This is a genomic window from Serpentinimonas sp. SMBJO2, assembly GCF_056341105.1.
In genome coordinates, this window is record NZ_CP150628.1 from 848,791 (window position 1) to 861,938 (window position 13,148).

The 13,148-nt window shown below is 66.2% G+C and carries 12 protein-coding genes; 11 read left to right on the forward strand and 1 reads right to left on the reverse strand.

Annotated elements, in window-relative coordinates; genetic code table 11:
- Positions 1 to 11 precede the first annotated feature (11 nt).
- From glyQ to AAAZ40_RS03820, 5 genes are read left to right on the forward strand one after another with little or no spacing between them, the layout of a single operon-like run.
- On the forward strand, positions 12 to 914 hold the full coding sequence (gene glyQ, locus AAAZ40_RS03800) for a glycine--tRNA ligase subunit alpha (RefSeq protein WP_476661246.1): 903 nt from the start codon (positions 12 to 14) through the stop codon (positions 912 to 914).
- Between the two features lie 14 nt (positions 915 to 928).
- On the forward strand, positions 929 to 3,133 hold the full coding sequence (gene glyS, locus AAAZ40_RS03805) for a glycine--tRNA ligase subunit beta (RefSeq protein ID WP_476661247.1): 2,205 nt from the start codon (positions 929 to 931) through the stop codon (positions 3,131 to 3,133).
- A gap of 19 nt (positions 3,134 to 3,152) precedes the next feature.
- Complete coding sequence (gene gmhB / locus AAAZ40_RS03810) at positions 3,153 to 3,752, forward strand: D-glycero-beta-D-manno-heptose 1,7-bisphosphate 7-phosphatase (protein WP_476661248.1); 600 nt, start codon at positions 3,153 to 3,155, stop codon at positions 3,750 to 3,752.
- Positions 3,749 to 4,501: a lysophospholipid acyltransferase family protein gene (locus tag AAAZ40_RS03815; RefSeq protein WP_476661249.1), complete on the forward strand. Its 753-nt coding sequence runs from the start codon at positions 3,749 to 3,751 to the stop codon at positions 4,499 to 4,501. Before gmhB ends, AAAZ40_RS03815 begins: the two co-directional genes overlap by 4 nt.
- Positions 4,502 to 4,518: 17 nt before the next feature.
- Positions 4,519 to 5,331, forward strand: coding sequence for a M48 family metallopeptidase (locus AAAZ40_RS03820; RefSeq protein ID WP_476661250.1), 813 nt, complete (start codon positions 4,519 to 4,521; stop codon positions 5,329 to 5,331).
- 29 nt (positions 5,332 to 5,360) lie between these two features.
- Here AAAZ40_RS03820 and AAAZ40_RS03825 read toward each other — a convergent pair whose 3' ends face one another.
- A complete protein-coding gene (locus tag AAAZ40_RS03825) occupies positions 5,361 to 7,982 on the reverse strand; it encodes a putative bifunctional diguanylate cyclase/phosphodiesterase (protein ID WP_476661251.1) in 2,622 nt (873 codons plus the stop codon).
- A gap of 77 nt (positions 7,983 to 8,059) precedes the next feature.
- Between AAAZ40_RS03825 and AAAZ40_RS03830 the strand changes: the two genes are divergently transcribed.
- From AAAZ40_RS03830 to AAAZ40_RS03855, 6 genes are all read left to right on the forward strand, one after another.
- Positions 8,060 to 8,452, forward strand: coding sequence for a MerR family transcriptional regulator (locus tag AAAZ40_RS03830; RefSeq protein ID WP_476661252.1), 393 nt, complete (start codon positions 8,060 to 8,062; stop codon positions 8,450 to 8,452).
- A 131-nt stretch (positions 8,453 to 8,583) separates the two neighbouring features.
- Positions 8,584 to 8,841 (forward strand): type II toxin-antitoxin system Phd/YefM family antitoxin, encoded by a 258-nt coding sequence (locus AAAZ40_RS03835; RefSeq protein WP_476661253.1) that lies wholly within the window; start codon positions 8,584 to 8,586, stop codon positions 8,839 to 8,841.
- The gene (locus AAAZ40_RS03840; protein WP_476661254.1) at positions 8,841 to 9,248 is read left to right on the forward strand and encodes a type II toxin-antitoxin system VapC family toxin; all 408 of its coding nucleotides are present in this window, start codon (positions 8,841 to 8,843) and stop codon (positions 9,246 to 9,248) included. The genes AAAZ40_RS03835 and AAAZ40_RS03840 overlap by 1 nt, the downstream gene beginning before the upstream one ends.
- 66 nt (positions 9,249 to 9,314) lie before the next feature.
- Positions 9,315 to 10,574, forward strand: a complete 1,260-nt coding sequence (locus AAAZ40_RS03845) for an isovaleryl-CoA dehydrogenase (RefSeq protein WP_476661255.1) — start codon at positions 9,315 to 9,317, stop codon at positions 10,572 to 10,574.
- Positions 10,575 to 10,672: 98 nt separating this feature from the next.
- The gene (aceK, locus tag AAAZ40_RS03850) at positions 10,673 to 12,565 is read left to right on the forward strand and encodes a bifunctional isocitrate dehydrogenase kinase/phosphatase (protein WP_476661256.1); all 1,893 of its coding nucleotides are present in this window, start codon (positions 10,673 to 10,675) and stop codon (positions 12,563 to 12,565) included.
- Positions 12,566 to 12,608: 43 nt separating this feature from the next.
- Positions 12,609 to 13,106: a hypothetical protein gene (locus tag AAAZ40_RS03855; RefSeq protein WP_476661257.1), complete on the forward strand. Its 498-nt coding sequence runs from the start codon at positions 12,609 to 12,611 to the stop codon at positions 13,104 to 13,106.
- The last annotated feature ends 42 nt before the right edge of the window (positions 13,107 to 13,148 follow it).

Here is a 13,148-nt window from a genome sequence, read left to right on the forward strand (position 1 = left end):
AGGCCGCCACCATGACGTTCCAACAAATCATCCTCCAACTGCAAAGCTACTGGGCGGCCCAGGGCTGTGCGCTGCTGCAACCCTACGACATGGAAGTGGGCGCTGGCACCAGCCACACCGCCACTTTTTTGCGCGCCCTCGGGCCCGAGCCCTGGAAAGCGGCCTACGTGCAGCCGAGCCGGCGCCCCAAGGACGGGCGCTACGGCCAGAACCCGAACCGCTTGCAGCACTACTACCAGTATCAGGTGGTGCTCAAGCCCGCCCCGGCCCACATCCTCGAGCTGTACCTGGGCTCGCTGCAGGCGCTGGGTTTTGACCTGAAGCAAAACGACGTGCGCTTTGTCGAGGACGACTGGGAAAACCCGACGCTGGGCGCCTGGGGCCTGGGCTGGGAGGTCTGGCTCAACGGCATGGAGGTGACGCAGTTCACCTACTTCCAGCAAGTGGGCGGCATCGACTGCCGGCCGATCACCGGCGAGATCACCTACGGCCTCGAGCGCCTGGCGATGTACCTGCAGGGGGTGGAAAACGTCTATGACCTGGTCTGGACGCCGGGCCTGAGCTACGGCGACGTCTATCTGCAGAACGAGCAGGAGCAAAGCGCCTACAACTTCGAGCACGCCGACGCCGATTTTCTGTTTGCCGCCTTTGCCGCCCACGAGCGCCAGGCGCAGCACCTGATCCGCAGCCAACTCGCGCTGCCGGCCTACGAGCAGGTGCTCAAGTGCGCGCACAGCTTCAACCTGCTCGACGCGCGCGGCGCCATCAGCGTGACCGAGCGCGCCGCCTACATCGGGCGCATCCGCAACCTGGCGCGCAGCGTGGCCCAGAGCTATTTCGAGAGCCGGCAGCGCTTGGGCTTTCCCATGGCGCCGCGCCCCTGGGTGGCGCAGATGGAACCCCAAGCGGCCTGATGGGCGCAAGATCTATGCACAAGCACAACCTCCTGGTCGAACTGTTGGTCGAAGAGCTGCCCCCCAAGGCGCTGAAAAAACTGGGCGAAGCCTTTGCCGGCGTGCTGGCCGAGCAGCTGCAAGCCCAAGGCTTGGCCGCGGCCGATGCGCAGCTCACCCCCTATGCCTCGCCGCGGCGCTTGGCCGCGCACCTCAGCGGCGTGGCCGCGCGTGCGCCGGATCGGCCGGTGTCGCACAAGCTCATGCCGGTGAGCGTGGGGCTCGATGCCAGCGGCGCGCCCACGCCGGCGCTGCTCAAGCGCCTGGCGGCGCTGGGGGCCGACGCCACGGCCGTGCCCAGCCTGCGCCGCGCCCCCGATGGCAAGGCCGAGGCCTTGTACCTGGATGGCGTGCAGCCCGGTGTGAGCCTGGCCGTGGGGCTGCAAAAGGCGCTCGACGATGCCCTGGCCCGGCTGCCCATCCCCAAGGTGATGAGCTACCAGCCCGAAAGCCAAGGCCACAGCGACGGCGCCAACTTTGTGCCCGGCTGGAGCAGCGTGCAGTTCGTGCGCCCGGCGCATGGCTTGGTGGCGTTGCACGGCCCCGAGGTGGTGGCGGTGCAGGCGCTGGGCCTGCGCGCCGGCCGCAGCACGCGCGGTCACCGCTTCGAGGCCGCCGTGGACCCGCTGCCGCTGCCCGATGCCGACAGCTACGCCGCCACGCTGCGCACCCAAGGCGCAGTGATCGCCAGCTACGCCGAGCGCAGCCTCGAGCTGGTGCGCCAGCTGCGCCAGGCGGCGGCCGCTGTGGGCGCGCGGCTCGAGGTGGAGCAGGGCTGCGATGGCCTGAGTGCCGAGGACATCGAGCAGCGCCTGCTGGCCGACGCGTTGGTGCAAGAGGTCACGGCGCTGGTCGAGCGGCCCACAGTGCTGGTGTGCGCCTTCGAGCGCCAGTTCCTCGAGGTGCCGCAAGAGTGCCTGATCCTGACCATGAAGGCCAACCAGAAGTATTTCCCGCTGCTCGACGCGCAGGGGCGCCTGAGCCACCAGTTCCTGGTGGTCAGCAACATCAACCCGGCCGACCCGAGCGCGGTGATCGCCGGCAACGAGCGCGTGGTGCGCCCGCGCCTGGCCGACGCGCGCTTCTTCTACGACCAGGACCGCAAGCGCTCGCTCGAATCGCGCCTGCTCGGGCTGGCCAAGGTGGTCTATCACAACCGGCTCGGCAGCCAGGGCGAGCGCGTGGAGCGCGTGCGCGCCATCGCTTGCGCCATCGCGCAGCGGCTGGGCGATGCGGCGCTGCTGCGCCAGGTCGAGCAGGCGGCCCTGCTGGCCAAGGCCGATTTGCTCACCGACATGGTGGGCGAGTTCCCCGAGCTGCAAGGCATCATGGGGCGCACCTACGCCTTGCACGACGGGCTCGAGCCGGCGGTGGCCCAGGCCATCGAAGACCACTACAAACCGCGCTTTGCCGGCGATGCGCTGCCGCGCAGCCTGGTCGGGTTGTGCGTGGCGCTGGCCGACAAGCTCGAAACCCTGGTGGGCCTGTTTGGCATCGGCAGCCTGCCCAGCGGCGACAAGGACCCCTACGCCTTGCGCCGCCACGCCCTGGGCGTGCTGCGCATGTGGATCGAGCGCGACTTGCCGCTGGACTGGGACGAGCTGCTGGCGCTGGCGCGACCGGTGTTTGGCGATCAAATCGCCGACCCCAGCGCCGCGCTGACCGAGTTCGTGTTTGAGCGCCTGGCCGGCAGCTTGCGCGAACAGGGCTTTGGCAGCCACGAGGTGGACGCGGTGCTGGCGCTGCGCCCGACGCGCCTGGCCGAGGTGCCGCGCCGGCTCGAGGCGGTGCGTGCCTTTGCCGCCTTGCCGCAAGCGGCGGCGCTGGCAGCGGCCAACAAGCGCATCGGCAACATCCTGAAAAAATCGGCCGCCGCCGGGCCCGCAACGGCCGACGCTGGCGCGGCCCCGGTGCAGCCGCAGCTGCTGGCCGAGCCGGCCGAACAGGCCCTGTACGCCGCGCTGCAAGCCACGCTGCCGCAGACCCAGGCCCAGTTCGAGGCTGGCGACTACCGCGCCCACCTGCTGGGCCTAGCGGCGCTGCATGGGTCGGTGGATGCGTTTTTCGCGACGGTGCTGGTCAACGCCGACGACCCGGCGGTGCGCGCCAACCGGCTGGCGCTGCTGCACACCCTGCACCGGGCCATGAACCGCGTGGCCGAGCTGGCGCGGCTGGCTTGAGCCTCGAGCGCACCAAACCATGCCCCACTCCCGCGACCTCAAGCTGATCGTGATCGACCGCGACGGCACCCTCAACCCCGACCCCGAAGACTACCTGCGCAGCCCCGACGACTGGCAACCCTTGCCGGGGGCGCTCGAGGCGGTGGCGCGGCTCAACCAGGCCGGCTGGCGCGTGGTGGTGGCGACCAACCAATCGGGCCTGGGCCGTGGGTTGTTCGACATCGCCACCCTCAACGACATCCACACCCGCATGCACAAGGCGCTGGCGCAGGCCGGGGGTCGCGTGGAGGCGGTGTTTTTCTGCCCGCACGCGCCCGAAGACGAATGCGACTGCCGCAAACCGGCGCCGGGGCTCTTTCTGCAGATCAGCCAGCGCTTTGGCGTCCCGGCGGCGCAGATGGTGGCAGTCGGCGATTCGGTGCGCGACGCCCAAGCGGCGCTGGCCGCCGGCTGCGAGGCGCACCTGGTGCTCAGCGGCCAGTCTGTGGCGCACCGCGACGGCACGCCGCCGCCCGGTTTGCCCGCCGGCGTGAACGTGCACCCCGATTTAAGCGCTTTTGCCGACGCCATCGTGGCGCGGGCAAAGGCCATAGTCCCCGATAAAACAGGCCATTCATGACCGCCATTTACGCCCTGCGTTCGCTGCTGCATTTGTTGTTCATGGCCGTTACGGTGGTGCCGTGGGCGCTGGTGGTGGTGCTGGCCGCACCTTGGGTCAGCGGCGCCCGAACCTACCGCCTGTGCGTGGCCTGGCTGGCGACTTCGGTCTGGGCCGGAGGCTGGATTTTGGGCATCAAAAACCGCGTCACCTGCTGGGAGCACCTGCCCACTGGGGAGCAGGACGCCGCGGTGCTGCTGGTCAAGCACCAGTCGGTCTGGGAGACCTTCAGCCTGCCGGCGCTGATGCCGCGTCCGCTGGCCTTTGTGTTCAAAAAAGAGCTGCTGCGCATCCCCTTTTTCGGCTGGGCGATGGGGCGCATGGACATGATCCACATCGACCGCGCGCAACGCAACCAGGCTTTTGCCAAGGTGGTGCAGCAAGGCCGGCGCCTGCTCGCCAAGGGCACTTGGGTCATCATGTTCCCCGAAGGCACGCGCATCGCCCGCGGCGAGGTGGGCCAGTACAAGAGCGGTGGCGCGCGGCTGGCGGTGCAGGCCGGGGTGCCGGTGATCCCGATCGCCGTCAATTCCGGCCGCTGCTGGCCGGCCAAGGCCTTCATCAAGCGCCCCGGGGTGGTCGAGCTGTCCATCGGCCCGCCCATCCCCAGCGTGGGGCGTGACCCCGAGGAGCTGATGCGCGAGGTGCAAGACTGGATCGAGGCCGAGATGCGCCGCCTCGACCCCGAAGCCTACGCCAGCCAGCCCTGAAACAGCCCCCGCCTTTTTTGCCCCCCGTTGTCGCTGTGAGCACGCAACTGGATTTGTTGGACGCGCCACCGTTGCGCCACCCACAAACCAACCGCGAATGCCTGCTCAACGGGCAGCGCGTGGGCTACCACTTCGAGCGCGCGGCACGCAAGACGCTGGGCTTGCGCATCGGGCCCCAAGGGCTGACCGTACGCGCCCCCAGCCGCTTGGCGCAGGCCGAGGTGGAGCGTTTTTTGCTCAGCAAGGCGCGCTGGATACTCGACAAGCTGCAGCAGGTGCAGGCGCACTCGGCCGCAGCGGCCACGCCCACACCCGAGCAGCAGGCGGCGCAACTGGCGGCGCGCTGGCGCGCCGGGGCGAGCGTGGCCTACCTGGGCCAGCCCTGGCCCTTGTTGCTGGAGCCGGCAGCGGGCTTGGCCCCGGGGAGTGCGCGCCTGAGCAGCGCCGGCCTGCAGCTGGCGCTGGCCCCCGGCAGCGCGCCCGAACGGGTGCGCAGCGCCGTGCACACCTGGCTGCAACACAGCGCCTACGGCCTGTACGTGCAACGCCTGCAGCACTTTGCCCCGCAGCTGGGGGTGCGCTGGCGCAGCCTCAAGCTCAGCAACGCCGGCACGCGCTGGGGCAGCGCCAAGGCCGACGGCAGCCTGCGCCTGCACTGGCGCCTGATCCAGCTCGAGGCGCAGTTGATCGACTACGTGGTGGTGCACGAACTGGCGCACCTGCGCGAGATGAACCACAGCCCGGCCTTTTGGCGTCTGGTGCAGGGCGTGCTGCCCGACCAGCTCGAGCGCCGGCGCGCGCTGGCGCGGGTGCGCATCGGGCCCGATTGAGACCCGACACAGGGTTGTTCGAGCTGCCGCTAGCCTACTGCACCCGCTGGGCCTGGCCCAAGCAAGTTGCGCTGCTGCGCCCATGCCTGCAAGGCATCGGCAGGCAGCGGGCGGGTGAAGAAATAGCCTTGTGCTTGGTCGCAGCCGTGCTCGCGCAGCCAAGCCAGTTGCTCGGCCGTTTCCACCCCTTCGGCCACGGTGCGCATACCCAGGTGGTCGGCCAGCCCGATCACGGCGCGCACGATGGCGCGGTCGTCCGGGTCGGCGTGCAGATCGCGCACAAAACTTTGGTCGATCTTGAGTTTGGCCACCTTGAAGCGCTTGAGGTAGCTCAGCGACGAGTAGTCGGTGCCAAAGTCGTCGATGGCAATCGGCACTTGCAGCCGCCGCAAGCTCTCCATGGTGGCGATGGTGCCTTGCGGGTTGATCATGGCGCAGCTTTCGGTGAGCTCAATCTCCAGTCGGTGCGCCGCCAAACCGCTTACGCGCAACAGCTTCCCAATCCCATCGGCCAGCCTGGAGTCGCGAAACTGCACCGCCGACAAGTTGACGGCCATCGTCAACCCATCCAACCCAGCGGCGTCCCAGCGCTGCAACTGCTGCAGCGCCTGGTGCAGCACCCACTCACCGATCGGCAGGATCAGGCCTGAGGTTTCGGCCAGCGGAATGAACTCGGCCGGCGAGATCGGGCCCAGCTCGCTGTGCTGCCAGCGCAGCAGGGCCTCAACGCCCAGCAAGGCGCCATCGCCGAGCCGCACCTGGGGCTGATAGACCAGCGCCAGTTGCCCACGCTCCAGCGCCAGCCGCAAATCGGTTTGCAGGCGCAGCGTGCGGCTGCTTTGGGTACGCAATTCGGGCGCGTAAAAGCGGAAGGTGCTGCGCCCCTCTTGTTTGGCCTGGTACATCGCCAGGTCGGCGCTACGGGCCAGTTCGTCCAGCGTTTCACCGTCGCGCATGAAGAGCGCAATCCCGATCGAGAGCGTCGCCGTCACCTCGTGCTCGCCGAGGGTGAAGCTGTGGCGCGTTTGTTCGGTCAGTTTCTCAGCCACGAGGCGGGCCGACGCCGCATCGCAGCCGGGCAGCATCAGCACGAATTCGTCGCCACCCTGGCGCGAGAGCGTGTCGCCAGCGCGCAACAGGGTGCTCAGGCGCTGCGCCATCTGCACCAGCAGCTGGTCGCCCACGTGGTGCCCCAAGATGTCGTTGATGTGCTTGAAGTTGTCGATGTCGATGTACATCAGCGCCAAGGGCTGGTCTTGGCGCCGCGCCACCACCGCCGCCTGGTGGTAGCGATCCTGCAGCAGCAGCCGGTTGGCTAGGCCGGTGAGCGCATCAAAGTACGCCATGCGCTCGATTTGCTGCTCGACCAGCTTGCTTTGGGTGATGTCTTCTTTGATGCCCAGGTAGTGCGTGATGCGGCCGTTGGGCTGCACGATCGGGGCCAAGCGCGCCATTTCGGTGTAGCTGCTGCCGTCTTTGCGCCGGTTGATCAGCTCCCCGTTCCAAGGGCGACCAGCAGTGAGCGCTTCCCACATTTCCCGGTAAACCGAGGGCGGGGTTTGGCCAGACTGCAAGAAACGTGGGTTTTTGCCCAGCACTTCCTCTGGGCTGTAGCCGGTGGCGCGGAAAAATGCGGCGTTGGCGTACTCGATTTCGGCATTTAAGTTGGCGATCACGATCGAAGACGGGCTCTGCTCGACCGCCTGCTGCAATTTGATCAAGGTGTCGAGCGACTGGTGGCGCTCGATCGCCAGTCCGGCCAAGTAGGCACCGCGCTCGAGCAACGCCAATTCGCCTGGGTTGGGCGGGGCGACTTGGCGCGCATAAACGGCAAAAGTGCCCAGTACCCTGCCCTGTGCCCCCTTGATGGGCACCGACCAGCAGGCTGCCAAGCCGTGCGCCAGGGCCAAGTGTTTGTAATCGGCCCACAGCGGGTCGGTGGCGATGTCGGACACGACCACGGTTTGGCCGCTGTGCGCCGCCGTACCACACGAGCCCGCGGCCGGGCCTATGGGGCTGCCGTTGATGGCGGCTCGGTAGGGGGGCGGCAGATCGGGGCCGGCGCAGTCGAGCAAGGTGTTGCTTTTGGGTTCGAGCAGCAGCACGCTAAAAAGGCGCTCGGGCAGCAGGCTTTGGTAGCCATGCACCATGAACTCGAGCAAAGGCTGCAACTCGGTGTGGCCCAGCAGCCGCTCCAGCGTCTGGCGCTCCAGCTCGGCCATTTGCTCGTGGTGTTTGCGTGCGCTGATGTCAAGCAGCACCCCGTGCGCCCAGGTGATGGTGCCGGCTGCGTCGTACTCTATCCAGGTGCGGTCTTCGATCCAGACCCAGCGCCCGTCGGCGGTGCGCAGGCGATAATGCTGCACATAGTTCTCGATGCCTTGCAGGCGCTTGGCTTCGACCTCGGCGTTGAGCGCGTCCAAGTCGTGTGGGTGCACCAGATCGAGGTAGAGCAGGTGCTGGCGCATCCAGTCGGTGGCGCGGTAGCCCCACTGGCTCACGTTTTCACTCACGTACGCGACCGGACAGCCTTCGGCTCCCACCCAGGTGATTGCCACCACAGGCGAGGCATTGATGGCGGTGGCCAAAAATCCCGGGCCGGAATGACGCGGACCCGGGGCGTAGGGGGCAAAGGGATGCAGCGCTTCCATGGCAAATGGCAGTGATCAGATTTTCGCTTACGGCATTATGAGCCCATTGAGAAACAAGGGTGTTGACGGCGCACAACATGGTTAAAACCAGCTACAGCATCAGCGATTTGGCGCGCGAGTTCGACCTGACCACGCGCGCCATTCGTTTCTACGAAGACATGGGGCTGCTGCAGCCGCAGCGCAGCGGCGCGCTCGGGCGCAACCGCGTCTACAGCGCGCGCGACCGCACCCGGCTCAAGCTCGTGCTGCGCGCCAAGCGCCTCGGCCTGAGCCTGTCGCAAGCCAAAGAAATCATCGACATGTACGACACCCCGCGCGACAGCGGGCCGCAGTTGCGCAAGTTTCTGGCCGTGCTGGCGCTGCACCGGCGCCAGCTCGAAGAGCAGCTGGCCGACCTGCAAGCCAATCTGGAAGAGGTGAAAGTGCACGAAAAAGAAGCCAAGACCCTGCTGGCCAAGCTGGGGGGCTGAGCTTGACCCCTGCGGGTTTGGGCTGGGCAAGCGGCCCTGCCGAGCACGGCCTCGAGCACAGTGCCGCAGTTGCTTGACACGGTGCCTGCCCTGCTGCATGATGAACTGGCCATTCTTGAAAGAGCCTAGCCATGATCCATGTTTCGCTTGCGCAAGCCAAAAACCAGCTATCCGCACTCATCGACCGGGTAGAAGGGGGTGAAACCGTCGCCGTTACCCGCCGCGGCAAGCCGGCGGCCAGGCTGGTGCGGGTGCCCAGCAGTGGAACCGACGCACCCGAGGCGCAGCGCCTGCAAGTGCAAGAGGCCTTCGTTCGCCTGGGCAGCCTGCGCCAGGGCGTCGTCCTCGAGGGCGAGATCAAGGCGCTGGCGCGTCAAGGGCTGGACTGATGTCATTCGTCATCGATAACTCGGTGGTGTGCGGATGGCTGATCGAGAGCCAATCCAGCCCTTACGCCCAAGCCGTGGCCCAGCGCCTGCTGGATGAGCGAGCCATTGCGCCCGCCTTGCTGCCTCTGGAATACACCAACGTGTTGCGCACGGCCTGCAAGCGCCAGCGCCTGATTGCGTCCCAGGCGCAGGAGATGCTTGCCCTGTTGGCCACTTTGCCGATTGATATCGACAGCGCAAAACCCCATCCGGCCCAATTGCTCGACTTGGCCTTGCGCTACGACCTGAGCAGTTACGACGCCGTGTACCTGGATCTGGCTTTGCGCCGCCGCCTGCCGCTGGCCACCCAGGACCAGGCCTTGGCTCATGCCGCTGTGGTGGCGGGCGTGGGTGTGGTGTCGGCGTAGGTTTTTACCGTCATAATTGACGTTTACGTAAACGTAACTGGCCTCAAAAAACCGGAGACACCGACCATGAACGCACTGCCCAACCTGCCCGGCCTCGATTTCATGCTGGGCGACGACATCGATGCCCTGCGCGACGCGGTGCGCGATTTCGCCCAGGCCGAAATCGCCCCACGCGCGGCCGAGATCGACCGCAGCGACCAGTTCCCCATGGACCTGTGGCGCAAGCTGGGCGAGCTGGGCGTGCTGGGCATCACCGTGGACGAGGAATACGGCGGCGCCAACATGGGCTACCTGGCGCACATGATCGCGATGGAGGAAATCTCGCGCGCCAGCGCCAGCGTGGGCCTGAGCTACGGCGCGCACTCCAACCTGTGCGTGAACCAGATCAAGCGCAACGGCAGCGCGGCGCAGCGCGCCAAGTACCTGCCCAAGCTCATCAGCGGCGAGCACGTGGGCGCGCTGGCCATGAGCGAGGCCGGCGCCGGCTCCGACGTGATCGGCATGAAGCTGCGGGCCGAAGAGCGCGGTGGCTGCTACCTGCTCAACGGCAGCAAGATGTGGATCACCAACGGCCCCGACGCCGACACGCTGGTGGTCTATGCCAAGACCGCGCCCGAACCCGACGACTCCCAGGCTGCGCCTCCCCCCGAGGGGGCTCGCCCGCCTTCGGGCGGCCGGGCGGCCGGCGGGGGCGCGCGCGCCATCACCGCCTTCATCGTCGAGAAGGGCATGAAGGGGTTTACTGTGGCGCAAAAGCTCGACAAGCTGGGCATGCGCGGCAGCCACACCGGCGAACTGGTGTTCAACAACGTCGAGGTGCCGGCGGCCAACATTTTGGGTGGCCTGAACCAGGGCGCCAAGGTGCTGATGAGCGGGCTGGACTACGAGCGCGCGGTGTTGGCCGCCGGCCCCATCGGCATCATGCAGGCGGTGCTCGACAACGTGGTGCCCTACATCCACGAGCGCAAGCAGTTTGGTCAGAGCATCGGCGAGTTCCAGCTGGTGCAGGGCAAGGTGGCCGACATGTACACCGTGCTGCAGGCCGGCCGTGCCTTTTGTTACCAGATCGGCAAGAACCTGGATCGGCTCGGCGCCGCGCACGTGCGCCAGGTGCGCAAAGACTGCGCCTCGGTGATTTTGTGGTGCGCCGAGCAGGCCACCAAAATGGCCGGCGACGGCATCCAGCTCTTTGGTGGCAACGGCTACATCAACGACTACCCGCTGGGCCGCCTGTGGCGCGACGCCAAGCTGTACGAGATCGGCGCCGGCACCAGCGAGATCCGGCGCATGCTGATCGGACGCGAGCTGTACCACGAGACCCGCTGAAAGCGCAGCCGCGGCGGTTTTTTGTGCTAGTGTGCTGGGGTTTGGGAGCAGCCACAGGGTTTGCTCCGGTTGCCCCGTCCAATCCACCCAGATCGCCAATGGTCACCACCCTGCCGCAACGGCTCGACTCCACGCTGGCGCACGACATCGCGCGCGCCATGATCGACGGCTTTGACCGCCATTACCGCCTGTTCAGGGCCGAGTCGGCGCGCGCCAAGCACCGCTTCGAGACTCAGGACTGGCACGGTCAGCAGCGCGCCCAGCGCGAGCGCATCGAGTTTTATGATCTGCGCGTCAAGGAATGCGTGACCAGGCTGGAGCGCGAATACCACGCCGCGCAGCTGCCGATGGAGGTTTGGCAGCAGATCAAGCTGTTTTACGTCGGCATGCTGGTGGACCACCGCCAACCCGAGCTGGCCGAGACCTTTTTCAATTCGGTGAGCACCAAGATTCTGGATCGCTGCTATTTCCAGAACGACTTCATTTTCGTGCGCCCGGCGGTGAGCACCGAATACCTGGAGCCGCAAGACCCGCAGACCCACACCAGCTACCGCAGCTACTACCCGCAGCGCGACAATTTGCTCGAGGAATTGCGCCGCATGGTGCGCGATTTTGGCCTGCGCGCGCCGTTTGAACATTTCGAGCGCGACACGCAGTCGGTCCATGAGGCGCTGCTGCCCTTGTTCGAGCACGACAAACTGCGCGCCAATTTCCAGATCCAGGTGCTACACAGCCTGTTCTATCGCAACAAGGGCGCCTATGCGGTCGGCAAACTGATCAACGGTTTTCAGGAGCTGCCCTTTGCGTTGCCGATCCTGCACAACGAACAGGGTCAGCTGGTGATCGATACCCTGTTGCACGGCGAAGACGATCTGCTGATGGTGTTCAGCTTTGCGCGTGCTTATTTCATGGTCGATATGGAGGTGCCCAGCGCCTACGTGCAGTTTTTGCGCAGCATGATGCCGCGCAAACCGCGGGCCGAGTTCTACAACGCGCTGGGGCTGGCCAAGCAGGGCAAGACGCTGTTTTACCGTGATTTTCTGTACCACATGCGGCACAGCACGGACCGCTTCCGGATTTCGCCCGGTATCAAGGGCATGGTGATGCTGGTCTTTGACCTGCCGAGCTTTCCCTTTGTGTTCAAGGTCATCAAGGATTTTTACCCGCCGCAAAAGGACACCACGCGCGAGCAGATCCGGGGCAAATACCAGCTCGTCAAGCAGCATGACCGGGTCGGGCGCATGGCCGATTCGCTCGAGTTCAGCGAAGTCGGGTTTCCGCGCGACCGCTTCGAGGACGAGTTGATCGAGGAAATCAAGAAGTTTGCCCCCAGCCAGATCGAAATCAGCGACCGCGACGGCGACGGCACCATCGAAGTCGTGATCAAGCACCTCTACATCGAGCGGCGCATGATCCCGCTCAACATCTACCTGCAAGAGGCTTTTGACGTGCTGCGCCACGACCGCAACCATGCCGGCGCGCGCCGGCAGCTCGAGCGCGCGGTGTTCGAATACGGCAATGCCATCAAAGACTTGGTGGCGGCCAACATCTTTCCCGGTGACATGCTGTGGAAGAACTTTGGCATCACACGCCACGGCAAGGTGGTGTTTTACGATTACGACGAAATCGAATACATCACCGATTGCAACTTTCGCCGCGTGCCACCAGCGCGCAACGACGACGACGAGATGAGCGGCGACGTCTGGTACAACGTGGCCAAGAACGACGTCTTCCCCGAAACCTTTGGCCCCTTCTTGCTCAGCAACCCGCTGGTGCGCGAGGTCTTCATGCGCCACCACGCCGATCTGCTGCAGGCCGAATTCTGGCAGGCGCACAAGGAGCGCATCCTGGCCGGCCACGTGCACGACGTGTTCCCCTACGAGCGCGAGCGCCGCTTCGTGGTGCAGCGCGCCCAGGCGGCTCTGGCGGCCGAGCGGGCGGCACAGGCAGCGGCGCTGGAGACGCAGGCGGCGCCGGCTGCGGCCTCTTGAGCTCGAGCGCCCACACCCCTCAGAGCCCAGCGCTGCGGCCCCCATGACGATCGACGACGCCTTCATGTTGGCGGCCAACGCCGTGACGGTGATCGGCTTGCCCTTTGCCCTCTGGACTTATGTGCAGCAAGCGCGCAAAGAGCGCGAAAACGAGGACGAAGAAGCCTACCAGCACCTAAGCGACGCCTACAACCAGTTTTTACAGGTGGTGCTCTCCCATGCCGATTTGCAGCTGCGCAGCACGCGCGCGCTGTCCAATCCCACGCCTGAACAGCGCGAGCGCATGCTGGTGATCTTCGACATGCTCATCAGCCTGTTCGAGCGCGCCTACCTGGTGGCCTACAAAGATCAGATGAGCCCGACCGAGCAGCGGCGCTGGAACAGCTGGGACGACTACATGCGCGAGTGGTGCCGGCGCGAAGACTTTGCCGCAGCGCTCGGGCAACTGCTGCGCGGCGAAGACCCGGATTTTGTCGCCTACATCGAGCGCGTGGCGCAGCAAGAGCGCGAGGCGCTGCAGCGCGAGGCCGCCACCGCCTGAATTTTTCCGCACCCAGCCCACCCTTTCTACACCTGGAGCCCG

What these genes read in the sequence shown, in the direction of transcription:
- AAAZ40_RS03840 (WP_476661254.1), top strand. Translation starts at nt 8,841, where the DNA reads ATGTCATTCGTCATCGATAACTCGGTGGTGTGCGGATGGCTGATCGAG.
- aceK (WP_476661256.1), top strand. Translation starts at nt 10,673, where the DNA reads ATGGTCACCACCCTGCCGCAACGGCTCGACTCCACGCTGGCGCACGAC.
- AAAZ40_RS03830 (WP_476661252.1), top strand. Translation starts at nt 8,060, where the DNA reads ATGGTTAAAACCAGCTACAGCATCAGCGATTTGGCGCGCGAGTTCGAC.
- AAAZ40_RS03825 (WP_476661251.1), bottom strand. Translation starts at nt 7,982, where the DNA reads ATGGAAGCGCTGCATCCCTTTGCCCCCTACGCCCCGGGTCCGCGTCAT.
- AAAZ40_RS03855 (WP_476661257.1), top strand. Translation starts at nt 12,609, where the DNA reads ATGACGATCGACGACGCCTTCATGTTGGCGGCCAACGCCGTGACGGTG.
- AAAZ40_RS03815 (WP_476661249.1), top strand. Translation starts at nt 3,749, where the DNA reads ATGACCGCCATTTACGCCCTGCGTTCGCTGCTGCATTTGTTGTTCATG.
- AAAZ40_RS03845 (WP_476661255.1), top strand. Translation starts at nt 9,315, where the DNA reads ATGAACGCACTGCCCAACCTGCCCGGCCTCGATTTCATGCTGGGCGAC.
- gmhB (WP_476661248.1), top strand. Translation starts at nt 3,153, where the DNA reads ATGCCCCACTCCCGCGACCTCAAGCTGATCGTGATCGACCGCGACGGC.
- AAAZ40_RS03835 (WP_476661253.1), top strand. Translation starts at nt 8,584, where the DNA reads ATGATCCATGTTTCGCTTGCGCAAGCCAAAAACCAGCTATCCGCACTC.
- glyQ (WP_476661246.1), top strand. Translation starts at nt 12, where the DNA reads ATGACGTTCCAACAAATCATCCTCCAACTGCAAAGCTACTGGGCGGCC.
- glyS (WP_476661247.1), top strand. Translation starts at nt 929, where the DNA reads ATGCACAAGCACAACCTCCTGGTCGAACTGTTGGTCGAAGAGCTGCCC.